Below are 22,576 nucleotides of genomic sequence, written 5' to 3' on the forward strand. Positions count from 1 at the left end.
GGCCTGAGGCGGCGCGCCCGCCGACGGACTTCGCGTCCGGCGTATCGAAGGGCTGGCGGCTTTCACGATCGTACTCGACTGACTGATGGAGGCAGGACACGTGTCGCTATGCCGCGTGGCGACACGTCAGCAAGATGTCTCGTAGCGAATGCCGGCGCAGTCCGGCCATCGTCGATGGCCTTGCCGCCGGTACGCGCGTGACGACTTCCTGACATTCAGCTTATATCACCTAAAAATTGCGTCAAATTTTCAGGGGCCGATGACGACCTCGATCAGACGAAAAAAAAGGCATCGATCAGGCGGATCGATGCCGTTTTGTGCATTGCGTCGGCTTGCCTGCTGCGTGCCGACGGGACGACGCGCACTGCTCCGCCGCGCTGCCGCATGAAGGCGGCCCGTGCTCAGCGATGCGCGAGCGCCGTTTCGACAAGCGTCTGCAGCAGCGGCACGATCCGCGCGGCACGCGCTTCGTCGTACGCGTACGGACGCGTCTCCTCCATGTAGGTGATCTGCGACAGCTCGAGCTGCACGGCCTCGACGCCGGTCTCGGGCACGCCGTAGTGACGCGTGATGTAGCCGCCCTTGAAGCGGCCGTTCGCGACGGCCGTGTAGCCGCCGTGTGCGAGCACGCGCGCCGCCAGCGCCTCCGCGAGACCGGGCGCCGCACTCGCGCCGCTCGACGTGCCGAAGTTGAAGTCCGGGAGGCGGCCGTCGAAGAAACGCGGCACGTGCGAACGGATCGAATGCGCCTCCCACACGAGCACGCGGCCGTGTTCGCCCTTCAGGCGCGCGATCTCGCGTTGCAGCGCGTCGTGATACGGCAGCCAGTAACGATCGCGGCGACGCATGATTTCGTCGTTGCCGGGCAGCGCGTTCGCCGGATACAGCGGCGCCTTGTCGAACGTATCGACCGGCACGAGCCCCGTCGTGTCCTGCCCCGGATACAGGTTCTCGTTGTCGGGCGGACGGTTCAGGTCGACGACGTAACGCGCGTGCGACGGCACGAGGATCGATGCGCCCAGATCGGCCGCGAAGCCGTACAGCCGCTCCAGATGCCAGTCGCAATCGTCGACGAAGCGCGCGTCGGGCGTCATCGTCTCGGCGATGTCGTCGGGGATGTGCGTGCCTGCATGCGGAATCGAGATCAGCAGCGGCAGCGTGCCCTGCTTCAACGTGAATACAGCCGGTTGTTCAGTCATGTCGCCTCACCGTAAGAGTCGGCCGGCGCACCGTGCGCCGGTTGCCGCGCGTTCAGCGCAGCAGTTGCGCCAGCGCGGCGCGGTAGTCGGCATACGCGGCGGCTTCGTCGCGATGGCGGCGGCCGCTCACGACGCACTCGCCGCCCGTGTAGACGTCGAGCACCGGCGTGTCGCCGTGTTCGGCGAACACGATGCCCGACAGCCATGCGGCGCTGTCGTGTTCGGCGATCGCCGGATGATCGGGATCGAGCACGAGCCAGTCGGCGCGACAGCCCGCGCGCAGCGCACCGATGCGCCGCCCGCTCGCCTGCGCGCCGCCCGCGAGCGACGCATCGAACAGCCGATCGGCGACGTGCGCCTGCGACGCGCTCGCCAGCACGTTGCGCGCGCGGTGCACGAGTCGCTGCCCGTATTCGAGCAGGCGCAGCTCCGAGCGCCAGTCGACCGACGCGTGGCTGTCCGAGCCGACGCCGATCACGCCGCCCTGCGCGAGATAGTCGACGGCCGGAAACACGCCGTCGCCGAGGTTCGCTTCGGTCGTCAGGCACAGCCCGGCGACGGCGCGACGCTTCGCGAGCGCCGCCGTCTCGGCCGCATCGACGTGCGTCGCGTGCACGAGGCACCAGCGCGCATCGACGTCGAAGCGATCGAGCAGCCATTGGACCGGGCGTGCGCCGTAGGCGCGCACGCAGTCGTCGACTTCGGCCGTCTGCTCGGCGATGTGGATATGAACGGGCGCATCGTCGGGCAGCCCGTCGAGCAGCGCACGCAGCCCGTTCTCGGACACCGCGCGCAGCGAATGCGGCGCGACGCCGTAGCGCAGCCCGCCATGCTCGGGCGCGGCGCGACGCATCGCGTCGAGCAGTTCGAGCACGCCGTCGGGCGTGTTGATGAAGCGGCGCTGGTCATCGCGCGGCGGCTTGTTGCCGAAGCCGGCGAACTGGTACGACACGGGCAGCATCGTGATGCCGATGCCGGCCGCCCGCGCGGCGTCGATCACACGTGTGCCGAGCTCCGCGATTTGCGGATAGCGCGAGCCGTCCTGCGCGTGATGCACGTAGTGGAATTCGCACACCGACGTGTAGCCGCACTTGAGCATCTCGACGTACAGCCAGCGCGCAATCGCCGCGAGCGCGTCGGGCGTGATCTTCAGCGCGAAGCGGTACATCAGGTCGCGCCAGCTCCAGAAGCTGTCGGCGGGATTCGCGCGGTATTCGGTGAGCCCCGCCATCGCGCGCTGGAATGCGTGCGAATGCAGGTTCGGCATGCCGGGCAGCACCGGCCCGGCCGCGCGCGCGACGCCGGCCGGTGCGTCGGTATCGGGCGTCACGTCGGTCAGCGTGCCGGCCGCGCCCCAGCGCAGCAGCACGTTGCGGCGCCAGCCATCGGGCAGGTAGGCATGGTCCGCGAACAACAGGGTGTCGGTCATTGCGTATCCTCATCGACCGGATCGAGCGCTTGAGCAATCTCGTCCGGGTGCCGCGGCCGGCAGACGCAAGCGCGTCGCGCCTGCGCCTGCCTCGCGGCGATCGACCGGCGTGCGCCGTTGCGCACGGGTCCGGTCCCCTGCAAAGCGTCGGCCGGGCCGATACGTCAGGTACCCGGCCCGGTTCTTCGCAAAAACTATCCGTTCATCCGGCGAAACACGGTCGTGCCGCCCCGTACGACCTGCTCGCACAGCGGCCGGCCGATCCAGTACGCCAGTTCCGCCAGCGAGCCGACCGCCCACACGGCGAAGTCGGCCTGGCGACCGACCTCGAGCGCGCCGTGGCGATCCGCGCGGCCAAGCGCCGCGGCTGCATGGCGCGTGACGCCCTGCAGCACCTCCGGCACCGTCATGCGGAACAGCGTGCAGCCCATGTTCAGCGTCAGCAACAGCGATTCGAGCGGCGACGTGCCGGGGTTGTGATCGGTCGCGAGCGCGATCGGCACGCCGTGCTTGCGCAGCAGCTCGATCGGCGGCAATTGCGTTTCGCGGATGAAGTAGTACGCGCCGGGCAGCAGCACGGCAACCGTGCCGGCCGCCTTCATCGCCTCGATGCCGGCTTCGTCGAGAAATTCGAGGTGGTCGGCCGACAGCGCGCGGTAACGCGCGGCGAGCGCCGTCCCGCCCGCATTCGACAGTTGCTCCGCATGCAGCTTCACCGGCAGCCCGCGCCGCGTCGCGGCCTCGAACACGCGCTCGGTCTGCGCGAGCGAAAAGCCGATGCGTTCGCAGAACACGTCGACCGCGTCGACGAGCCCTTCGTCGGCCAGCGTCGGCAGCATCCGGTCGCACACTTCGTCGATGTATTCGTCCGCGCGGCCCGCGTATTCCGGCGGCAGCGCATGCGCGCCGAGGAAGGTCGTATGGACGGTAACCGGGAAGCGCTCGCCGAGCTGGCGCGCGACGCGCAGCATCTTGCGCTCGCTCGCGAGGTCGAGCCCGTAGCCCGACTTGATCTCGATCGCGGTCACGCCTTCGGCGAGCAGCGGCTGCAAGCGCGCGGCGGCCTGCACGAACAGCGCCGTCTCGTCGGCCGCGCGCGTCGCGCGCACCGTCGACACGATCCCGCCGCCCTGCCGCGCGATTTCCTCGTAGCTGACGCCCGCGAGGCGCTGCGCGAATTCGTCGGCGCGCGTACCGCCGTACACCAGATGCGTATGGCAGTCGACGAGGCCCGGCGTGACCCACGCGCCGTGCAGGTCCTCGCGCCGCCAGTGCGCATAGTCGTGCGGCAGCGCGGACAATGCGCCGAGCCACGCGATCGTGCCGGTTTCGTCGACGGCGATCGCCGCGTCGTCGATCGTCTCGTCGGGATGGCCGTGCGGACACAGCCTCAGGTGATGCCAGACAGTCGGTTTCATGCGTTCAGTCTCGTTCGCCGACGGCAAGCGACACGGCGAGCAGCGCGCCGCCTCCGCTCACGACGACGTCAAACGCACGCCGCGGCCCGTCGAGCCGCAACGTGTCCATTTCTTCCAGCGCATAGTGCGCGCCGTCGATGTCGACGCCGACCGTACCGGCCGCGCAAAACAGCAGCACGGTATCGGCGCGCTCGACGCGGTGCGTGCCCTCGGGCCATACGTCGACCGACCCGCGTGCCGCCGAACGGCGCGTCATCAGGTTGAAGTCGCGCGTCGCGCCGTCGTGCAGCGTCGCGTCGATCGCCGTCTCGCCCGCGAAATCCGCGCGGGCCAGCGGTGCGTCGAGCACGTGCCGCGTGCCGCCCGCTTCGGCGAGCGTCATGCCTGCGCCGGACAACAGTACGAGCGTACGGTCGACGCCGTCGAAACGCGAGAACGGCCCGGCCGTGCCGACGTCCGCGACGCTCACGCGCCACGCGAACGCATCGAGTGCCGCGCCGGGCGGGAACGCGCCGATCTCGCGCGTCACGCCGCCGCCGTTCTTCCATGGCGACGCGACGAGATCCGCGGCGCGGATCAGTGTCGCGTTCACCGGCGCCAGGTCGAGCGCCGTCATGCTCAGCGGCCGAGCATCGGCAGCTTCAGGCCGGCTTCGCGGGCCGTCTGCTGCGCGAGTTCGTAACCGGCATCCGCATGGCGCATCACGCCCGTGGCCGGATCGTTCAGCAGCACGCGACCGAGACGTTCATGCGCGTCGGCCGTACCGTCGGCGACGATCACGACGCCCGAATGCTGCGAGAAGCCCATGCCGACGCCGCCGCCGTGGTGCAGCGACACCCACGATGCGCCGCCCGCGGTGTTCAGCAGCGCGTTCAGCAGCGGCCAGTCGCTGACGGCGTCCGAGCCGTCCTTCATCGATTCCGTCTCGCGATTCGGGCTCGCGACCGAACCCGTGTCGAGGTGGTCGCGACCGATCACGATCGGCGCCTTCAGTTCGCCGTTCTTGACCATCTCGTTGAACGCCTGGCCGAGGCGGTAGCGATCCTTCACGCCGACCCAGCAGATCCGTGCCGGCAGGCCCTGGAACGCGATGCGCTCACGCGCCATGTCGAGCCAGTTGTGCAGGTGCGGATCGTCGGGGATCAGCTCCTTCACCTTCTGGTCGGTCTTGTAGATGTCTTCCGGATCGCCGGACAGCGCGACCCAGCGGAACGGGCCCTTGCCTTCGCAGAACAACGGACGGATGTACGCCGGCACGAAACCGGGGAAGTCGAACGCGTTCTCGACGCCCATTTCAAGCGCCATCTGGCGGATGTTGTTGCCGTAGTCGAGCGTGGCCGCGCCGCGTTCCTGCAGCGCGAGCATCGCGCGCACCTGGACGGCCATCGACTGCTTCGCGACCTTCACGATGCTCTGCGGATCGACCTTCTGCGCCTCGCGCCATTGCGCGACGGTCCAGCCTTGCGGCAGGTAGCCGTTGATCGGGTCGTGCGCGCTCGTCTGGTCGGTCACGCAGTCGGGCGTGATGCCGCGCGTGACGAGTTCAGCGAACACGTCGGCCGCGTTGCCGAGCAGGCCGATCGACACCGGCTTGCCGGTGCGCTTCGCTTCCTCGATCATGCCGAGCGCTTCGTCGAGCGTCGTCGCCTTCTTGTCGACGTAGCGCGTCTTCAGGCGGAAGTCGATGCGCGTCTCGTCGCATTCGACCGCGATCATCGAGAAGCCGGCCATCGTCGCGGCGAGCGGCTGCGCGCCGCCCATCCCGCCCAGGCCGCCCGTCAGGATCCAGCGGCCCGACGGATCGCCGTTGAAGTGCTGGTTCGCGACCGAGAAGAACGTTTCATAGGTGCCCTGCACGATGCCCTGGCTGCCGATGTAGATCCAGCTGCCGGCCGTCATCTGGCCGTACATCATCAGGCCCTTGCGGTCGAGTTCGTGGAAGTGATCCCAGTTCGCCCAGTGCGGCACCAGGTTCGAATTCGCGAGCAGCACGCGCGGCGCATCCTTGTGCGTGCGGAACACGCCGACCGGCTTGCCCGATTGGATCAGCAGCGTTTCGTTTTCCTCGAGATCCTTCAGCGACGCGAGGATCTGGTCGTAGCATTCCCAGTTGCGCGCGGCACGCCCGATGCCGCCGTACACGACGAGCGCATGCGGATGCTCGGCGACTTCCGGGTCGAGGTTGTTCTGGATCATCCGGTAGGCCGCTTCGGCCAGCCAGGTCTTGCAGGTCTTCTCGCTGCCGCGCGGCGCGCGGATCGTGCGCGTCGGATCGAGACGGGGATCGATGTGTTTCGGATGGTTCATGACGACTGCTCCCGAAGGAAATTGAAAATCAAATAGGAATCAGAAATGCCCGGTGAAGCGATAACGGCTGCCGGGATGCCACAGATTCGCCACCGAGGCGACGACGCCCTGCGACCAGGTGCGCCGATGTAAAACCAGACACGGCTCGACGTCGTCCATCCGCAGCTGCTCGCGCCGCTCCGGCGCCGGGGCCGCCGCTTCGATCCGGTACTCGACGCGCTGCAGCGGCGCCGCGCGCATCAGGTACAGGTTCGGCGTCGTGTTCGTGAAATCCTGCTCGGCGTAATCCGGCGCGACCGCCGGATTCACCCATCGCTCTTCGAGCTGCACCGGCTCGTCGTTCTCGAAGTGCAGCACCTGCGAATGAAACAGCTTCGTGCGCACGGCCACCTGCATCTCGTCGGCAAGCGCCTCGTCGGCGCGGATCGTGTCGAGCCCGAGCACGCTGGCGCGGTACGCATGCCCGCGCGCGCCGACCTCTTCCGAGATGCTGCGAATCGCGACCAGCGTCGACTCGTACTTCGGCCGCGCGACGTAGGTGCCCGCGCCCTTCATGCGCGTGAGCACCTGCTCGGCCGTCAACTCGCGCAGCGCGCGGTTGACGGTCATGCGCGCCACCTTGAATTCGCGCGCCAGCTCGTTCTCGGACGGCACCTGGTCGCCCTCCTCCCACTCGCCGGCGTGAATGCGGCCCAGGATGAAATCCTTGATCTCCTGGTAGACCGGCGCGCTCATCGGCTTACTGTTCCGATGCGAACGAGAACGGCGCGACCTTCGCGAACGCGCGCTCGCCGACCAGCTTCGCGATCACCGCGATGTCCGGCGCGAAGTAGTGGTCGAGTTCGTAGTGCGCGACCTTGCCGCGGATCGTCTCCATCACCGGCGCGAGCTTCGGGCTCGTGTGGAACGGCGCGCGCAGGTCGACGCCCTGTGCGGCGGCCAGCAGTTCGATCGCGAGGATGTGCTTCGTGTTGTCCGCGATGTCGGCGAGCTTGCGCGCGGCGAACGTCGCCATCGACACATGGTCTTCCTGGTTCGCGGAAGTCGGCAGCGAGTCGACCGATGCCGGGTGCGCGAGTGTCTTGTTTTCCGATGCGAGGGCGGCGGCCGTCACGTGCGCGATCATGAAGCCGGAGTTCACGCCACCGTCCTTCACGAGGAACGGGGGCAGGCCCGACAGCGTCGCGTCGATCAGCAGCGCGATGCGGCGCTCGGCCAGCGCGCCGATTTCCGCCGCGGCGAGCGCGAGGTTGTCGGCCGCGAACGCGACGGGCTCGGCGTGGAAGTTGCCGCCCGACAGCACTTCGCCGGTGTCCGGGAAGATCAGCGGATTGTCCGACACGGCGTTTGCTTCGACCAGCAGCACGTCGGCCGCATGACGCATCTGGTCCAGGCACGCGCCCATCACCTGCGGCTGGCAGCGCAGGCTGTACGGATCCTGCACCTTGTCGCAGTCGCGGTGCGACTGGTTGATCGGCGAGCCTTCGAGCAGTTCGCGGTACGACGCGGCCGCGTCGATCTGGCCTCGATGGCCGCGCAGTTCGTGAATGCGCGCGTCGAACGGCTTCACCGAGCCGGCTGCCGCGTCGACCGACAACGCGCCGGCGACGAGCGCGGTGCGGTACAGGTCTTCGATCGCGAACATGTTGTCGAGCGCGAGCGCGGTCGACGCCTGCGTGCCGTTCAGGAGCGCGAGGCCTTCCTTCGCCTGCAGCGTCAGCGGCGCGAGGCCGGCGACACGCAGACCGTCGAGCGCGCTCGCGCGTTCGCCGCGGATGAACACTTCGCCGACGCCGAGCAGCACGGCCGACATGTGCGCGAGCGGCGCGAGGTCGCCCGAGGCGCCGACCGAGCCCTTCACCGGGATCAGCGGCAGCACGTCCGCGTTGAAGAGGGTGATCAGCGCATCCATCACTTCGCGACGGATGCCCGAGTGGCCACGGCCGAGGCTCGACAGCTTCAGCGCCATCAGCAGGCGCACCGACGAGCGCGCCATCGGCTCGCCGACGCCGACCGCGTGCGACAGCACGAGGTTCTTCTGCAGCAGTTCGAGCTGGTCGTGCGGGATGTGGGTGCTCGCCAGACGGCCGAAGCCCGTGTTGATGCCGTAGGCCGGCTCGCCCTTCGCGGCGATGTCGGCAACGGCCTTCGCGCCCGCGTCGATCTTCGCGAAGCTGGCCGGATCGAGTTTCAGCTGGACGGATTCGCGTGCGATCCGGCGCAGTTGCGGGAGGGTCAGATGGCCGGGGGTCAACGTAATCATGTGAGCAATCCTGTCTAGACAAGTTCGGGATGGATTGAAGTGTAGCCATCGGAACTTGTCTAGACAACCCGTTTTTCATTATTCCGGTCTCGGGAGTTTCCCTGATGTCCGGCACGACCCGCCGGCGTGGCCGGCGTGATCCGGTTTTTAACGTATGTTGCAATCATTTTTTATTTGGCAACATACGAATCAACATTCGCCATGGAGACCGTCATGCCCTTCCCGTCACGATTCGCCGCCCGCCTCGGCCGCCCCCTGCTCGTCGCCGCGTGCGCACTCGCGTGCGGCGCGTCCGTCGCCGCCGAGCCGCTGTCCGGCACGCTCGAGAGGATCCGGCAGGCCAACCTGATTTCGATCGGCCATCGCGAAACGTCGGTGCCGTTCTCCTATGTCGACGCGGGCGGCAAGGTCATCGGGTTCTCGCAGGATCTGTGCGACCGCGTGATCGCCGCGGTGAAGGCGCGCACCGGCAAGCCCGACCTGCAGGTGCGCTTCATTCCGGTCACGTCGCAGAACCGCATTCCGCTCGTGCAGAACGGCACCGTCGATCTCGAATGCGGCGTGACGACCAATCTCGCCGCGCGCCACGCGCAGGTCGCGTTCTCGACCACCTTCTTCGTCGCGACGACGCGCCTGCTCACGCGCACGAGTTCGGGCATCCGCGACTTCCCCGATCTCGCCGGCAAGACGGTCGTGACGAACCAGGGCACGACGTCCGAGCGCCTGCTGCGCAAGATGAACGAGGAAAGGAAGATGAACATGCAGATCATCAGCGCGAAGGACTACGGCGAAGGACGCCTCACGCTCGAATCGGGCCGCGCGGCCGCGTACATGATGGACGACGTGCTGCTCGCGGGCGTGCGCCAGCTCGCCGCGAAGCCGGCCGACTGGCAGCTCGTCGGCACGCCGCAATCGTCGGAAGCCTACGGGTTCATGCTGCGCAAGGACGATCCGCAGTTCAAGGCGCTCGTCGACGGCGTGCTCGTGCAGTTGATGAAAAGCGGCGAGATCAACGCGCTGTACGACAAATGGTTCATGAAACCGGTGCCGCCGAAGGGGCTGTCGTTCGACTTCGCGATGAGCGACGTGATCAAGGCGCGCTATGCGGCGCCGAACGACGCGCCGCTCGAGTAAGCGCCGCGCGTCGCGCCCGGCTTACGCGCGCGTCCACGCGACGCACGCCGCGTAGCCGGGCGCCGCGTCGAGCCATGCCGCGTCGAACGCCGCGACGCCGGCGGCGGGCGCGGTCGGGTCGACGATCGTCGTCGCGGGTGTCGCCGTGTCGCGCGGCGGCACGACCGCGAACGCGCGCAGCCCGCCGACGATGCCGGTGCCGAGCGCCTTGAGCAGCGCCTCCTTTGCGGACCACACGCGCATGAATTCCCCCTCGCGCGCGCCGGGCGGCAGACCGTCGAGATACGCGATCTCGGCGGGTGCGCACACTTCGCGCGTCAGCGTGCGCCAGTCGGTCGCGCGGTTGCAGCTCTCGATATCGACGCCGACGCGGCCCGCCGGCGCCCACGCGATCAATGCATGATCGCCCGCGTGCGACACGTTGAAGTCGAGCGACGCGCGATGCGCAGGGTCCAGCGACGGCCGCCCCGCTGCGTCGACGACGATCTCGATCGCGCGCGGCCCGATGCCGAGCGTCGCGCCGAGCACGTCGCGCAGCGCGGCGCGCGTCGCGGCGCTGCGCACCGCATCCTCGTGCCGCAGAAAGCGCGCGGCACGGGCGCGCTCGTCGTCGCTCAGCGCCGCATACGCGGGCGACGCGACCGGCACGCGCCAGTCGAAATCGACGCGCGCGACCTGCACGCGGGCGCGCGCCGCGGCGGGCGGCACGTCGAGCGCGTGCACGCGCCACGCGCGGGGCGTTTCGACGGGAGAAGCGGGATCGGACGGAATGGACATCGGCGCGCGGCAGCCTGTGCGGTGGAGCGAAACGTCCGATGTTAATCGATCGCGCCGACCCGCGGCCGCTGCCGCCTGATCGGGACGCAAACAGGGATGGCGCATTGCGTGCGTATGCGCCCGCTTACCCGCTCGCGGCCCTGCCCGGCACGCCGCTCCCCGTCACCCGCCCGCGCGACGCCGGGTGCAGCGCATGCACGACGCCCGGCGCATCGGCCGGCAGCACGCCGTGTTGCAGCCAGTACAACGCGACCGGCCACAGCGTGTCGGTGAAGCGGCTGTGGAAAAACGCGAAATGGCCGATCTCGGCGACGCCGATGTCGGTCGGCGCGATCCGCAGATGCGTCACGTTGCTGCCCGTGTAGTAGCCGACCAGCCGCTCGATCGCGGCGACCGTGCCGAACGCGTCGTCGTCAATGCCGACCGCGAGCATCGGCGCCGACAGCCCCGCGAACCGCGCCGGCAACGCGGCACGGCTCGCCGCGCCGTCGTCGAACACGCTGCCGAGGTAGCCGTCCTCGAAACGCGGCCGCGACCGCGCCCACGACAGCGCGATGCCCCGCGGCGTATCCTCCATCCAGCCGAGCCGCTTCGCGGGCACGTAGCCGCACACGGCGGCGAGCGCGGGCATCGCGACATGCCACTTCCACCACATGCGGCGCCGCTCGGCCGGCAGATAGTCGCGCCAGTACGCGTACTGCGCGCCGACGGTCACCGCATGCCGCACGTGCACGTTCGACGCCGCGAGGCCGAGTACACAGCCGCCGATGCTGTGCGCGACCACGTCGAGCGGCTGGCCCGGAAACGCGTCGCGCGCATAGTGCAGCGCGGCTTCGCAATCGAGCCGCCCCCAGTCGAGCCAGGTCGCGCGCAGCTTCGCCAGCCGCGCCGGGCGCGATCCGCCGATGCCGCGATAGTCGTAGACGAGCACGTCGCGTCCTTGCGCGAACAGCCAGGCGGCGAAACGAAAGTAGTAGTCGCAGCGCACCGACGTCGCGCAATTGACGACCGTCACGGGCCGCACGCCGCCGCCGCGATGGCGCCAGACGTGGCCGCGCAGTTCGTAACCGTCCGCCGCGCGCAGCGTCACGGGTTCGGGCGGCAACGCGCCCGCCGCGCGACTGCCCTGCGAGGCTCCGCTTTCCTCGTTCGAAATCGTCATCGTGTCTCCTGTCGACCCCAGTTAGCGCTTCAGCGCTTACTGCGATCCCATGGATAGCGGTCGGTCCGAGTTGGCGCTTCAGCACATACTCAGCCCCCTCCTCCGCGATCAACCCGCCTCCATTGAACTTGACGCGTGCCGCGTTCTCAACCAATCTTGCTGCTCCGTTCGCATGAGTCACGCGCATGTCAACGCCACTCGTCCGTCTCCCGTCGCTCGATCTCGTCCGCGGTTTCGTCGCCGTCGGCCGCCGCATGAGCATCACGCTCGCCGCGCAGGATCTGTGCGTCACGCAGTCGGCGGTCAGCCGCCAGGTCCATGCACTCGAGGCGCATCTCGGCGTCGCGTTGCTGCAGCGCGGCTACCGGAAGATTTCATTCACGCCGGAAGGCGAGCGGCTGTTCCGCGTCGCCGACGCGGCGCTGCACGGCCTGCAGGACACCGTCGCGTCGCTGGCCGCCGCGCGCGAGCGCCAGCCCGTGACGATCACCGCCAGCATCGGCGTGACCGCGCTGTGGCTGCTGCCGCGGCTCGGGCGGCTGCAGGCACGGTTGCCCGGGATCGATCTGCGCGTCGCCGCGAACGACAAGGTACTCGATTTGCGCACCGAGGGCATCGACCTCGGCATCCGCTATTGCCCGCGCGAGCGCGCGCCGGCCGGCGCGCTGCGCCTGTTCGACGAGATCGTCGTGCCGGTCGCGCATCCCGCGCTCGCCGCGCGGCCGGTCACGAGCGCGGCCGCGATCGCCGGTCACGTGCTGCTCGAATTCGACGGGCCGCCGCAATCGCAATTGCAGTGGCACGCGCACCTGCACGCGGCCGGGCTCGGCGACGCGCGCCCGAAAGGCGTGCTGCGCTTCAACCAGTACGACCAGGTGATCCAGGCCGCGATCGCCGGCCAGGGCATCGCGCTCGGCCGGCTCGCGCTCGTCGCGCCGATGCTCGCCGACGGCCGGCTCGCGGTGCTCGGACCGCACACGCGGACGCTGTCGGAAACGTACGGCTACTGGCTGTTCCAGCACGATCCGGCCCCGCGTCGCGAGGTCGCCGACGTGCGCGACTGGATGCTCGCCGAAGCGGCGGAATGCGATGCGGCGATGCACGCGCACGATACGACGACGGCCTGAGCCGACGGCGGTGCGGTTGCGCGTGAGCCCGGCGGACACCGCCCGTTCGCATTCCCTTGACGCATGGCAACCTGACCGAATGATCGCTTGAACGACGGCCGCCCTGCTCGTCTAATCGGATCGAGCGCGACCGTTTCGCCGCGCGCCTTCATCCGGAGACACGCATGACCCTGATCGAGCAGGAAGTCCGGCGCCGCTGGCTGCCCGTGCTGGCAGGCGGCCTGATCATGGGCGCCGCGCTCGGCATCCGCCACGTGCAGGGCCTGTTCCTCGCGCCCGTGTCACTCGACCACGGCTGGTCGCGCGAGGCGTTCGGGCTCGCGCTGGCGCTGCAGAACCTGATCTGGGGCGTCGCGCAGCCGTTCACCGGAATGATCGCCGACCGTTTCGGTTCGGTGCGCGTGATCGTCGCCGGCATGCTGCTGTACGCGGCCGGGCTCGTGACGATGGCGCATGCGGGCACGACCGGCCTGTTCACGGTCGGCGCCGGGCTCGTGATCGGCGTCGCGCTGTCGGGCTCCGCATTCGCGTCGATCTACGGCGCGCTGAGCCGCCTGTTTCCGCCCGACCGGCGCGGCTGGGCGCTCGGGGTCGCCGGCGCGATCGGCGGGCTCGGCCAGTTCTGCATGGTGCCCGTCGCACAGGAACTGATCGGCGGCATCGGCTGGCGGCACGCATTCATCGCGCTGGCGCTCGTCGCCGCGCTGCTCGCGCCGCTCGCCGGGCTGCTGCGCGACCGGCCCGCACAGGTGGCGGGCGCCCCCGCCGGCCCCGACCAGTCGATCGGCGAAGCGGTGCGCGAAGCGTTCGCGCATCGCGGCTTCTGGCTGCTGAACGCGGGCTTCTTCGCTTGCGGCTTCCAGCTCGCGTTCATCGCGACGCACCTGCCCGCTTACCTGCTCGACCACGGGCTGCCTGCGCGCCACGCGAGCGTCGCGCTCGCGCTGATCGCGCTGACCAACGTGGCCGGCACCTATGCGTGCGGCCATCTCGGCGGGCTGCTGCGGCGCAAGTACGTGCTGTCGGTGCTGTACCTCGTGCGCGCGTTCGCGATGACCGCATTCGTCGCCGCGCCGCTGTCGCCCGCGAGCGTCTACGTGTTCGCGGCCGTGATGGGATTCACGTGGCTCGGCACGGTGCCGCTGACGAACGGCGTGATCTCGCAGGTGTTCGGCGTGCGCTACATCGCGACGCTGTTCGGCTTCGTGTTCTTCGGGCACCAGCTCGGCAGCTTCTTCGGCGTGTGGCTCGGTGCAATCGTGTACGACGCGACGCACTCGTACATGCCGCTGTGGATCGGTTCGATCGCGCTCGGCGTGCTCGCGGCGCTGCTGCACCTGCCGATCGACGACGCGCGCGTCGCACGCCCGGCATCGGGCCGCGCGGCGTGGGCGTGATCCGCGCGGTGCTGGCCGCCGGCACGCTCGCGTTCGTCGCGTGGTGCGGCGCGGCCTACTTCGACTCGGGCGTCGCATACGCGCTGCTCGAGCACGTCGCATTCTGCAATTGATACGGCAAACCGGCGCGTGCGGTCAGCGGCGCTTCGGCAACGCGGCCAGCGCATCGAGCGCTCGGGCGCGCGCGGCCGCGTGCTCGACGAGCGGCGCCGGATAGTCGACGCCGAGCCGTACGCCGGCCGCCTCGAGTTCCAGCGGCGACGCTTCCCACGGTGCATGGATCGACGCATCGTCGAGGCCGGCAAGCTCGGGCACCCAGCGCCGCACGTACGCGCCGTCCGGGTCGAACTTCCGCCCCTGCGCGACCGGATTGAAGATGCGGAAATACGGCGCGGCGTCGGCGCCGCAGCCGGCCACCCATTGCCAGCTCGCCGCGTTGTTCGCGGGATCGGCGTCGACCAGCGTGTCGCGGAACCACGCTTCGCCCGCGCGCCAGTCGATCAGCAGGTGCTTGATCAGGAACGACGCGACGACCATCCGCACGCGGTTGTGCATCCAGCCGGTCGTCCACAGCTCGCGCAGGCCCGCATCGACGAGCGGATAGCCGGTTCGCCCGCGCTGCCACGCACGTAACGCGGCGGGATCGTCGCGCCACGGCATCGCATCGAACTGCGCGCGGAAGTTGTCGGTCGCGAGCGCCGGGAAGTGATACAGCAGCGTGTAGCTGAATTCGCGCCAGCCGAGCTCGCTCAGGAACTTGTCGGCGTGCGTCGCGTATGCCGCGCCGCCTGCGTGCGCGGCGCCCTGCACCGCCTGCCACACCTGTCGCGGCGACACGTTGCCGAAGCGCAGGAACGGCGATAGCCGGCTCGTCGCGGGGCGATCGGGACGGTCGCGCGCGTCCGCATAGCCGGCGAGCGCGGTCGTCACGAACGTGTCGAGCTGCGCGTGCGCGCCGGCTTCGTCGGGCGCCGGCCACGCATCGCGCAGGCCGCCGGCCCAGTCCGGCGCATGCGGACGCAACGCAAGTGCGTCGAGCGCCAGCGCGCGGTCGCGCACGACTTTCGGCCACGGATGAAACGCGATCCGCTCGGGTGCCGGCAACGGCGCCGCGACCGTGCGATCGCGGCGCGCCGCGCGCCAGTACGCGGTGAAGACCTGATACGGGCCGCCGCTACCCGTCAACACCTCCCACGGCTCGTTCAGCAGGCTGCCGTTGCTGCTCTCGACCGTCACGCCGCGCGCCTTGAGCGACGCCTTCAGCGCCGCGTCGGCGTCGCGCTGCGGCTGCGCATAGCGGCGGTTCCAGTACACGGCTGCCGCGCCCGTGTCGCCGACGATGCGCTCGATCTCGCGCTGCGCGTCGCCGCGCAGCAGCAGCAGGCGCCCGCCATGCCGCGCGAGCGCCGCGTCGAGCCCGACCAGCGCCCCGTGCAGCCACCAGCGCGCCGCGCCGCCGAGCGCGGGCCCGGCGCCAGCGCCCGTATCGTCGACGAACACGCAGACGAGCGGCCGGCCGGATTCGACCGCGCGCGTGAGCGCGGGCTGATCGGTCACGCGCAGATCGTCGCGGAACCAGACGATCGCGGGAGCAACGGACGTCTTGGCAGACACGGGCAGGCACCTCGATGATGAAAACAAAAGGAGACGCGTATTGTCGCGGCTGCGCTGCGCGGTGTCGACGCCGGTCGTCACGGCCGGCCGCCACCGCGACGCCGCACGCGAACAAACGATCCGCTTCGATCCAAAGCAGGTCGCGCTGCCGGACGACGGCCTCGCGCACCGCATGTTGCTCCGACTGTGTTGCGCGTCGAACGATTCGTGCACACCACGCACCACGCACCGCGCACCGCGCACCGCGCACCGCGCATGGCCGACGCCGGACGCATCGATTCACGCCACGACGGCCCGACAAGCGACCGTGCCCGCCGGTGCAGCCGGCTTGATCCGTCAACGATGCGTCGTGTCAATCGAGCCGGAACGCGGCCTCGAAGCGCTCGGCGAACGCATCGAACTCGGCTTCCGGCAGATGGTTGATGCCGCCGGCGCATTTGCGCCCGCCGCCGGTCGCGAAGCCGCGGCAGAACTCGTCCGCGCCGATCGGCCGGCCGTCGGGCACGCGTACGCTGACGACGAGCCCGCCGCCCGCGCGCGGCGACAGCACCGCGAGCGCCGCATGCGGCGCGTCGCGCATCCGCTCGTTCGCGAGTATGCCGGTTGCGCGCCGCGCCCACGGATGATCGGGCATCCGGACCAGCGTCGCGCCGGGCACCTCGCGCAGCGGCGCGAGCGCGCATGCACGCGCCATGTCGTCGCGGTAGCCGTCGCGCAATGCGGCGAACACGGCCGTCCCGCGCACGAAATCGAGTGGCTCGACGCACGGCAGCATGGCGTCCGCGAGCGCCGCCGGATCGAAGTGCAGATCGCCGACGCATTCGCCGTAAGCGTTGTAGTTCAGATAGCGCCCCAGTTCGGCGAGCACGCCACGCTCGGCTTCGTCGACGCCGTGCTCGCGCGCCAGCGCGTCGCCGAGGGCCGGCAGTTCGTCCCCGAATGCCGCGACGATCGCCCAGCGCACGTACCGGCCGCCGAGATAGCGGTTCACGATCGCGCTCGTGCAGACGTCGGCCGCCAGGTCGATATGCGCGTCGAAGCGCGGATGGTCGGGCAGCGCGCCGGCGAAGTGATGGTCGAAGTAACGGACCGTCGCACCGTCGCGCAGCAGCCGCGCGCACGCGTCGCGATTCTGGTCGTGCGACACGTCGAGCACGGTGACGAGGTCGCCCGCGCCCGCGTCGATAAGCTCGAGCAGCCTGATGTCGCGCTTCACGCCGGTCACGAGCGTACCGTGCACGCGTTCCGCGAGCCGCAGTTGCTGAAGCGCGCACAGGCCGTCCGCGTCGCCGTTGAACGCGAAGACATGCCGCGCGTACTGGTTGTCCTGCATGATCCGTTGCTCCATCGTCCGCGCCTGAAATCCGCCATTCGCGAGTGGCGTGCACGCCGCACCCGCGCGCCCGATATTTTGCCGCAACCGCGCGCCTTCGATATGGCGTAGCGGCGCTGCCCTGCAAACGGCTTGCGGGTCGCCTGCATGTCGTTCGTCACGATCGCGCTGTTCTCGCTTCGCGCGCGCCACGACTTCCTGCCTGTGCGTCGTCGTCCGAGACACGCGGATAGCGGGCACCGCCCCGTCGAGGTCGGTTTTCTCGCCCGGCTTCCCAAACGTACCAAGCCCGAACGCGCCGCCTCGATCGCGAGTTCTCACGCGGAGATGGGGCCGCTTCGCGCCTGGCAGTCGGTGCAACGTCGCTTCGAGTCATAAGTCATCGGATGTGAAAACGTGTGCCTACCCTCGTCCGATTTCTCGCAAATCGGGAGGAGTTCCGGGTAAACCCGCGACGCCATCGCCCCCGCACCGGCGTACCATGTCGTACGACGACATACTACATAAGCCGCCACCCCAGACGCCGACGCGGGCTGCCGCCCCGCCGGCCACCGCCCGACCGGAGACACCGTTGAACCCGCCCTCGTCCGCCCTGCCCGGCCGCGACCCGCTCGCGTCCGCCGTCTCGAAAGTGAAGTGGCACGTGCTGCCGCTCGTGCTGATCATGTTCATCGCGAACTACATCGACCGCGTAAACGTCGGCTTCGTCGATCGCCATCTGGAAGCGTCGATCGGCATCGGCGCGGCCGCGTACGGGCTCGGCGCCGGGTTGTTCTTCGTCGGCTACGCGCTATTCGAAGTACCGTCGAACCTGCTGATGCAGCGCTACGGCGCGCGCATCTGGCTCGCGCGGATCATGGCGACGTGGGGCATCGTCGCGGCCGCGATGGCGTTCGTGTGGAACGACACGTCGTTCTACGCGCTGCGCTTCCTGCTCGGCGCCGCCGAGGCCGGCTTCTTCCCCGGCGTCGTGCTGTATCTGTCGCAATGGCTGCCGCCGCGGGAACGCGGCAAGGCGATGGCGATCTTCCTCGGCGGCTCCGCGTTCGCATCGGTGCTGTCCGGGCCCGTCACCGGCGCGCTGCTGTCGATCCGCGGCTTCGGCCTCGCGGGCTGGCAATGGATGTTTCTGATCGAAGGGCTGTTCTCGGTTGCGCTGTGCGGCGCGAGCTGGCTGCTGCTGAAATCGCATATCCGCGACGCGACGTGGCTCACACCCGAAGAACGTACGGCGCTGCAGAACGCGCTCGACGACGAACGCGCGGCGCGCGACGTCCGCTCGAACGTGCCGGTGCGCGCGACCACGCTGCTGCGCGACCCGCAGATCATGCTGTTCTGCTTCCTGTACTTCTCGATCCAGCTGACGATCTACGCGGCCACGTTCTGGCTGCCGACCATCATCCGCAAGATGGGCGGCCTCACCGATTTCCAGGTCGGCCTGTACAACACGATTCCGTGGATGATCGCGATCGGCGCGATGTACGGCTTCGCGGTGCTGTCGTCGAAGTGGAAGCATCCGCAGCGCTGGCTCGCATGCGCGCTCGTGCTCGCCGCGTGCGGGCTGTTCGCGTCGACGTCGCCGAATCCGGTGTGGTCGTTCGCGTCGATCTGCTTCGCCGCGCTCGGCTTCAAGGCCGCGTCGTCGCTGTTCTGGCCGATTCCGCAGGGCTATCTCGACACGCGCGTGGCCGCGGCCGTGATCGCGCTGATCAACTCGGTCGGCAACCTCGGCGGCTTCGTCGCGCCGACGGCCTTCGGCTATTTGAAGCAACATACGGGTTCGATCACGGGCGGGCTGTATGCGCTCGCGATCGCATCGCTCGTCGCCGCGGTCGCCGCGCTGTTCGCGCGCACGCAGCGGCGCAGCGATCCGCCGCGCGGCCGGCCGGCCGACGAAACCTTCTCGCACGCCTCGATGCTCCGCCATGCCGAACACTGACCGCCTGACCGTCGTCGTCTCGAATGCCGTCGACGGCGACCTCGCCACGTTCTCCCTCGCCGGCGACGGCACGCTCACGCCGCTCGCCCGCTATCCGGCCGCCGACGTCGCGATGCCGATCGCCGTGCAGGCCGACCGCGCGCGGCTCTACGTCGCGACGCGCGGCGAACAGCCGACGATCGTCGCGTTCCGCGTCGCCGCCACGGGCGCGCTCGTGCGCATCGGCACGACCGCGATCGATGCGAGCCATGCATACCTGTCGCTCGACCGCAGCGGCCGCTGGCTGCTCGGCGCGTCGTACGGCGGCAGCTCGCTGAGCCTCTACGACGCGGCGCGCGTGCGCGACGGCGACGGCACGCCGCTGCAAGTCGCGGGCGGCATCGCGAACGCGCATGCGGTGATCGTGTCGCCGGACAACCGTTTCGCGTACGTCAGTTCGCTCGGCTCGGACCGCGTGTTCGGCTTCGCGCTCGTCGAGGACGCCGCCGGCGTGCGCGCGGTCGAACATGGCGAAACACGCGTGCCGGCCGGCTTCGGCCCGCGTCACCTGCGGTTCGTTGACGACGGCCGCACGCTGGTCGTCGTCAGCGAATTCCAGGGAACGCTCGCGACCTTCGCCCGCGACACCGACACCGGCCGGCTCGGCGATCCGCGCGTGAGCGCACGCCATCCGGCCGTCGCCGAACTCGCGCAAGGCCATGCGCGCCCGCCCGCCCCGGCCGAACCGTCGGTGTGGGCCGCCGATCTGCATCTGACGCCCGACGAGCGCTTCGCGTACGTCAGCGAGCGCACGTCGAGCCGGTTGCTCGGCTATCGCCGCAACGAAGACGGCTCGTTCGAGCCCACCCACGCAACACCCACCGAGACCCAGCCGCGCGGGTTCGCGATCGATCCGTCCGGACGCTGGCTCGTGGCCTGCGGCGAACAGTCGGAACACGTCGCGGTATATGCGATCGCGCCGGACGACGGCACGCTGTCGCTGCACACGCGCGTGCCGGGCGGCCGCGGCGCGAACTGGATCGCGATCGTCTGAAAAAGATCCGGCGCCTGCGAAGGAAACGGCACCCCGGTGCGGGTGCGGCATTCAGCGCCGCTCGCTCGGCGCCACGCCCGTCCAGCGCTTGAACGCGCGCGTGAAATTGGCGCGGTCGGTATAGCCGACGCGCGCCGCGATCTCGTCGACCGGCAGCCGCGTGCCTTCGAGCAGCCGCAGCGCATCGCGCAGCCGGATCTCGTCGAGCAGCGCCGAATAGGTCGCGCCGTATCCGGCGAGCTTGCGCTTGAGCGTGCGCGCCGACACGTGCAGCTCGCGCGCGACGTCGTCCACCGACGGATAGCCGCCCTCGCCGCAGATCAGCAGGTTGCGCACGCGCTCGACGATGCTCTCCGCATAGCCGAGCCGCGCGAGTTCCGCCTCGCACTGCTGGACGATCATTTGCGCGGTCTGCGCGTTCGCGGTGCCGATCGGCTCGTCGAGCAGCGCGGCGTCGCAGCGGATGCGGTTCGCGCTCGCATCGAAATGGCAGCGCGGCAGCCGCGCGCGATAGCGCTCGAACCACGGCGGCTCGGGCCATTCGAAATGGAGTTCGGCACGCGACTGCAGCGTGCGCCCCGGCGTCGGATACAGCAGCGAATTGAACAGGATCGCGGTCTCGACCAGAAAATTTTCCACCGCGAACTGGCGCAGCCGGCCGAGCGGAAACGCTTCGAGCACGTCGATGTCGACGATGCCGTCGAGCTGCGCGAGCCGCACCGAGAAAAACGGCACGCGCGTCGGCAGGTAACGGATGCCGAGCGCGATCGCCTCGCCGAGCGTCGCGCAGCTCATCAGGCCGAAGCCGATCAGCCCCGCTTTCGTCAGGCTGCTGCGCAGGCCGATCTCGATCGCGATCGACGGATCGTCGGTCGCATCGAGCAGGCTGAACACGATCGCCGCCTGCTGCAGCGGCGTGATGCGCGCATCGGGCTGCGCGAGCCGGTCGCGCTCGACGCCCGAGCCGGCGAGAATGCGGCCGCCGTCGATGCCGCGCTCCTCGGCCAGCATCAGCATGAACAGCGCATACGCGGACGACACCGTCGCCTTGTTCAACTGGCGCGCGGCATCCGGAACGGACGAGGCCATGCGGCGGACTCCGGAGCGGTTTCGGCGGATTGTAGCGTCGCTGGCCCGCAATGACACCGCGGCGGCACTCTAGCGGGCGGACATCCGCGCGGGCGGCCGCCCGGCGGCCAACGTGGCCCGAAATGACACCATCATTGGCACCGACGGCCCTCGCCCGCGTTCCGGCACGCGCCTATGCTTGTCCCATCGGCATTGCGCCCACCTCTTTCCGCCTGGATTCCGCTCGATGAGCCAACCCGCACGAACCGCCTTTCGCCACGACGCAGAGAAAGTCGCGTACGTCCGCCGCGAAGTCAACGCCGCGAGCGACGCGATCCGCGCGCGCTTTCCGCTGCTCGACAACCAGAACCTCGTCGGCGCGACCGTAATGGCCGTGTCGGTGAGCGCGATGCTCGCGATCGCATGGCTGTATGCGCGCGGCGCGATCGCGTGGTACGTCGCGCTGCCGCTCGCCGCGTTCGTCACGTCGCTGATTCACGAGCTCGAGCACGACCTGATCCACCTGATGTACTTCAAGAAGACGCCGTGGGCATATCACCTGATGATGGCGCTGTGCTGGCTCACGCGGCCGGGCACCATCAATCCGTGGACGCGGCGGCGCATGCACCTGCATCATCACAAGGTATCGGGCGGCGAATCGGATCTCGAGGAATACGGCATCACCAACGGCGAGCGCTGGGGCGTCAAGCGCCTGCTGATGATCGCGGACGGCATGCTCGCCGTCGTGCTGCGGCCGGCGGCGATGCGCCGCAAGGTGAAGCAGTACGTGGCCGCGCAGCCGGTGCGGGATCCGTCCGAGCGCCTGCAGTTGCGCGTCGAGCAGATGTCGTCGTACATGCCGATCGGCCACCTGTACTACACGCTGTGGCACGCGTTCATCGTCTATCACGCCGGCCTGTTCGCGCTGCATGCGTTCGGCGTCGCGGTGAACGTGCCCGCCGGCGTCGAGCGGGCGATGAACGTCGTCGATTTCCTCGCGGTGGTGTGGCTCGGGCCGAACTTCCTGCGCAGCTTCTGCATCAACTTCGTCAGCTCGAACATGCATTATTTCGGCGACATCGATTCGCGCAACGTGATCCAGCAGACGCAGGTGCTGAACCCGTGGTGGATGCTGCCGTTCCAGCTGTTCTGCTTCAACTTCGGCAGCACGCACGCGATCCATCACTTCGTGGTGCGCGACCCGTTCTACATCCGCCAACTGACTGCGCGCACCGCGCACGCGGCGCTGCGCGAAGTCGGCGTGCGCTTCAACGACGTCGGCACGTTCGCGCGTGCGAATCGCTGGAGCGGCTATCGTCCGCCGCGCAGCACGCGCAACGCGCCGGCCGATGCGTAACGCCCGCGGCGCGCGGCCT

At 69.4% G+C, this 22,576-nt stretch carries 20 protein-coding genes; 8 read left to right on the forward strand and 12 right to left on the reverse strand.

Going from position 1 to position 22,576, the window contains the following annotated elements:
* Positions 1 to 401: 401 nt before the first annotated feature.
* The 7 genes from hutG to hutH all read right to left on the reverse strand — a co-directional run bounded on the left by hutG (position 402) and on the right by hutH (position 8,616).
* A complete protein-coding gene (gene hutG / locus CFB89_RS11030) occupies positions 402 to 1,199 on the reverse strand; it encodes an N-formylglutamate deformylase (RefSeq protein ID WP_089467843.1) in 798 nt (265 codons plus the stop codon).
* 52 nt (positions 1,200 to 1,251) lie between these two features.
* Positions 1,252 to 2,628 (reverse strand): formimidoylglutamate deiminase, encoded by a 1,377-nt coding sequence (locus CFB89_RS11035; RefSeq protein ID WP_089467844.1) that lies wholly within the window; start codon positions 2,626 to 2,628, stop codon positions 1,252 to 1,254.
* Positions 2,629 to 2,822: 194 nt separating this feature from the next.
* Complete coding sequence (hutI, locus tag CFB89_RS11040) at positions 2,823 to 4,046, reverse strand: imidazolonepropionase (protein WP_089467845.1); 1,224 nt, start codon at positions 4,044 to 4,046, stop codon at positions 2,823 to 2,825.
* Between the two features lie 4 nt (positions 4,047 to 4,050).
* A complete protein-coding gene (locus CFB89_RS11045; protein WP_089467846.1) occupies positions 4,051 to 4,662 on the reverse strand; it encodes a HutD family protein in 612 nt (203 codons plus the stop codon).
* Between the two features lie 2 nt (positions 4,663 to 4,664).
* A complete protein-coding gene (gene hutU / locus CFB89_RS11050; RefSeq protein WP_006478343.1) occupies positions 4,665 to 6,353 on the reverse strand; it encodes a urocanate hydratase in 1,689 nt (562 codons plus the stop codon).
* A 39-nt stretch (positions 6,354 to 6,392) separates the two neighbouring features.
* Positions 6,393 to 7,088: a histidine utilization repressor gene (gene hutC, locus CFB89_RS11055; protein WP_085043442.1), complete on the reverse strand. Its 696-nt coding sequence runs from the start codon at positions 7,086 to 7,088 to the stop codon at positions 6,393 to 6,395.
* Positions 7,089 to 7,092: 4 nt separating this feature from the next.
* Positions 7,093 to 8,616, reverse strand: a complete 1,524-nt coding sequence (gene hutH / locus CFB89_RS11060; RefSeq protein WP_089467847.1) for a histidine ammonia-lyase — start codon at positions 8,614 to 8,616, stop codon at positions 7,093 to 7,095.
* Between the two features lie 213 nt (positions 8,617 to 8,829).
* On the opposite strand from hutH, the gene CFB89_RS11065 reads away from it, so the two are divergent.
* Positions 8,830 to 9,750, forward strand: a complete 921-nt coding sequence (locus CFB89_RS11065) for a glutamate/aspartate ABC transporter substrate-binding protein (RefSeq protein WP_089467993.1) — start codon at positions 8,830 to 8,832, stop codon at positions 9,748 to 9,750.
* Between the two features lie 21 nt (positions 9,751 to 9,771).
* Here the strand turns inward: CFB89_RS11065 and CFB89_RS11070 are convergent, their stop codons facing one another.
* Together CFB89_RS11070 and CFB89_RS11075 are read right to left on the reverse strand one after the other, a co-directional pair.
* On the reverse strand, positions 9,772 to 10,527 hold the full coding sequence (locus tag CFB89_RS11070; RefSeq protein WP_089467848.1) for a 4'-phosphopantetheinyl transferase superfamily protein: 756 nt from the start codon (positions 10,525 to 10,527) through the stop codon (positions 9,772 to 9,774).
* 124 nt (positions 10,528 to 10,651) lie between these two features.
* Positions 10,652 to 11,689, reverse strand: a complete 1,038-nt coding sequence (locus CFB89_RS11075) for an alpha/beta fold hydrolase (protein ID WP_089467849.1) — start codon at positions 11,687 to 11,689, stop codon at positions 10,652 to 10,654.
* A gap of 185 nt (positions 11,690 to 11,874) precedes the next feature.
* Here CFB89_RS11075 and CFB89_RS11080 point away from each other — a divergent pair, with 185 nt between their 5' ends.
* The 3 genes from CFB89_RS11080 (at position 11,875) to CFB89_RS35285 (ending at position 14,326) form a co-directional block, all read left to right on the forward strand.
* A complete protein-coding gene (locus CFB89_RS11080) occupies positions 11,875 to 12,816 on the forward strand; it encodes a LysR substrate-binding domain-containing protein (protein WP_089467850.1) in 942 nt (313 codons plus the stop codon).
* Positions 12,817 to 12,980: 164 nt separating this feature from the next.
* Complete coding sequence (locus tag CFB89_RS11085; RefSeq protein WP_089467851.1) at positions 12,981 to 14,213, forward strand: MFS transporter; 1,233 nt, start codon at positions 12,981 to 12,983, stop codon at positions 14,211 to 14,213.
* Positions 14,204 to 14,326, forward strand: a complete 123-nt coding sequence (locus tag CFB89_RS35285; protein ID WP_256979655.1) for a hypothetical protein — start codon at positions 14,204 to 14,206, stop codon at positions 14,324 to 14,326. The genes CFB89_RS11085 and CFB89_RS35285 overlap by 10 nt, the downstream gene beginning before the upstream one ends.
* 22 nt (positions 14,327 to 14,348) lie before the next feature.
* Here the strand turns inward: CFB89_RS35285 and CFB89_RS11090 are convergent, their stop codons facing one another.
* Positions 14,349 to 15,827, reverse strand: coding sequence for a deoxyribodipyrimidine photo-lyase (locus tag CFB89_RS11090; RefSeq protein ID WP_179233408.1), 1,479 nt, complete (start codon positions 15,825 to 15,827; stop codon positions 14,349 to 14,351).
* A 352-nt stretch (positions 15,828 to 16,179) separates the two neighbouring features.
* Entirely contained in the window at positions 16,180 to 17,160 is a 981-nt protein-coding gene (locus tag CFB89_RS11095) for an acetyltransferase (RefSeq protein ID WP_089467995.1), read from the reverse strand.
* 147 nt (positions 17,161 to 17,307) lie between these two features.
* Between CFB89_RS11095 and CFB89_RS34835 the strand changes: the two genes are divergently transcribed.
* The 3 genes from CFB89_RS34835 (at position 17,308) to CFB89_RS11115 (ending at position 20,132) form a co-directional block, all read left to right on the forward strand.
* Positions 17,308 to 17,538 (forward strand): hypothetical protein, encoded by a 231-nt coding sequence (locus CFB89_RS34835; RefSeq protein ID WP_179233409.1) that lies wholly within the window; start codon positions 17,308 to 17,310, stop codon positions 17,536 to 17,538.
* A gap of 193 nt (positions 17,539 to 17,731) precedes the next feature.
* A complete protein-coding gene (locus CFB89_RS11110) occupies positions 17,732 to 19,099 on the forward strand; it encodes an MFS transporter (protein WP_089467853.1) in 1,368 nt (455 codons plus the stop codon).
* Positions 19,086 to 20,132 carry a beta-propeller fold lactonase family protein gene (locus tag CFB89_RS11115; protein WP_089467854.1) on the forward strand — a complete coding sequence of 349 codons (1,047 nt, stop codon included), beginning with the start codon at positions 19,086 to 19,088 and terminating at the stop codon, positions 20,130 to 20,132. Before CFB89_RS11110 ends, CFB89_RS11115 begins: the two co-directional genes overlap by 14 nt.
* A 51-nt stretch (positions 20,133 to 20,183) precedes the next feature.
* On the opposite strand, the gene CFB89_RS11120 is transcribed toward CFB89_RS11115, so the two are convergent.
* Positions 20,184 to 21,221 carry an AraC family transcriptional regulator gene (locus tag CFB89_RS11120; RefSeq protein ID WP_089467855.1) on the reverse strand — a complete coding sequence of 346 codons (1,038 nt, stop codon included), beginning with the start codon at positions 21,219 to 21,221 and terminating at the stop codon, positions 20,184 to 20,186.
* 226 nt (positions 21,222 to 21,447) lie between these two features.
* Here CFB89_RS11120 and CFB89_RS11125 point away from each other — a divergent pair, with 226 nt between their 5' ends.
* Positions 21,448 to 22,557 carry a fatty acid desaturase gene (locus CFB89_RS11125; RefSeq protein WP_089467856.1) on the forward strand — a complete coding sequence of 370 codons (1,110 nt, stop codon included), beginning with the start codon at positions 21,448 to 21,450 and terminating at the stop codon, positions 22,555 to 22,557.
* The last annotated feature ends 19 nt before the right edge of the window (positions 22,558 to 22,576 follow it).

The organism is Burkholderia sp. AU16741 (assembly GCF_002223345.1).
Taxonomy (GTDB): Bacteria; Pseudomonadota; Gammaproteobacteria; order Burkholderiales; family Burkholderiaceae; genus Burkholderia; species Burkholderia sola.

Excerpts from the sequence above, each read along its gene's own strand:
- hutG (WP_089467843.1), bottom strand. The coding sequence starts at position 1,199 with ATGACTGAACAACCGGCTGTATTCACGTTGAAGCAGGGCACGCTGCCG.
- CFB89_RS11035 (WP_089467844.1), bottom strand. The coding sequence starts at position 2,628 with ATGACCGACACCCTGTTGTTCGCGGACCATGCCTACCTGCCCGATGGC.
- hutI (WP_089467845.1), bottom strand. The coding sequence starts at position 4,046 with ATGAAACCGACTGTCTGGCATCACCTGAGGCTGTGTCCGCACGGCCAT.
- CFB89_RS11045 (WP_089467846.1), bottom strand. The coding sequence starts at position 4,662 with ATGACGGCGCTCGACCTGGCGCCGGTGAACGCGACACTGATCCGCGCC.
- hutU (WP_006478343.1), bottom strand. The coding sequence starts at position 6,353 with ATGAACCATCCGAAACACATCGATCCCCGTCTCGATCCGACGCGCACG.
- hutC (WP_085043442.1), bottom strand. The coding sequence starts at position 7,088 with ATGAGCGCGCCGGTCTACCAGGAGATCAAGGATTTCATCCTGGGCCGC.
- hutH (WP_089467847.1), bottom strand. The coding sequence starts at position 8,616 with ATGATTACGTTGACCCCCGGCCATCTGACCCTCCCGCAACTGCGCCGG.
- CFB89_RS11065 (WP_089467993.1), top strand. The coding sequence starts at position 8,830 with ATGCCCTTCCCGTCACGATTCGCCGCCCGCCTCGGCCGCCCCCTGCTC.
- CFB89_RS11070 (WP_089467848.1), bottom strand. The coding sequence starts at position 10,527 with ATGTCCATTCCGTCCGATCCCGCTTCTCCCGTCGAAACGCCCCGCGCG.
- CFB89_RS11075 (WP_089467849.1), bottom strand. The coding sequence starts at position 11,689 with ATGACGATTTCGAACGAGGAAAGCGGAGCCTCGCAGGGCAGTCGCGCG.
- CFB89_RS11080 (WP_089467850.1), top strand. The coding sequence starts at position 11,875 with ATGTCAACGCCACTCGTCCGTCTCCCGTCGCTCGATCTCGTCCGCGGT.
- CFB89_RS11085 (WP_089467851.1), top strand. The coding sequence starts at position 12,981 with ATGACCCTGATCGAGCAGGAAGTCCGGCGCCGCTGGCTGCCCGTGCTG.
- CFB89_RS11095 (WP_089467995.1), bottom strand. The coding sequence starts at position 17,160 with ATGCAGGACAACCAGTACGCGCGGCATGTCTTCGCGTTCAACGGCGAC.
- CFB89_RS34835 (WP_179233409.1), top strand. The coding sequence starts at position 17,308 with ATGTCGTTCGTCACGATCGCGCTGTTCTCGCTTCGCGCGCGCCACGAC.
- CFB89_RS11115 (WP_089467854.1), top strand. The coding sequence starts at position 19,086 with ATGCCGAACACTGACCGCCTGACCGTCGTCGTCTCGAATGCCGTCGAC.
- CFB89_RS11120 (WP_089467855.1), bottom strand. The coding sequence starts at position 21,221 with ATGGCCTCGTCCGTTCCGGATGCCGCGCGCCAGTTGAACAAGGCGACG.
- CFB89_RS11125 (WP_089467856.1), top strand. The coding sequence starts at position 21,448 with ATGAGCCAACCCGCACGAACCGCCTTTCGCCACGACGCAGAGAAAGTC.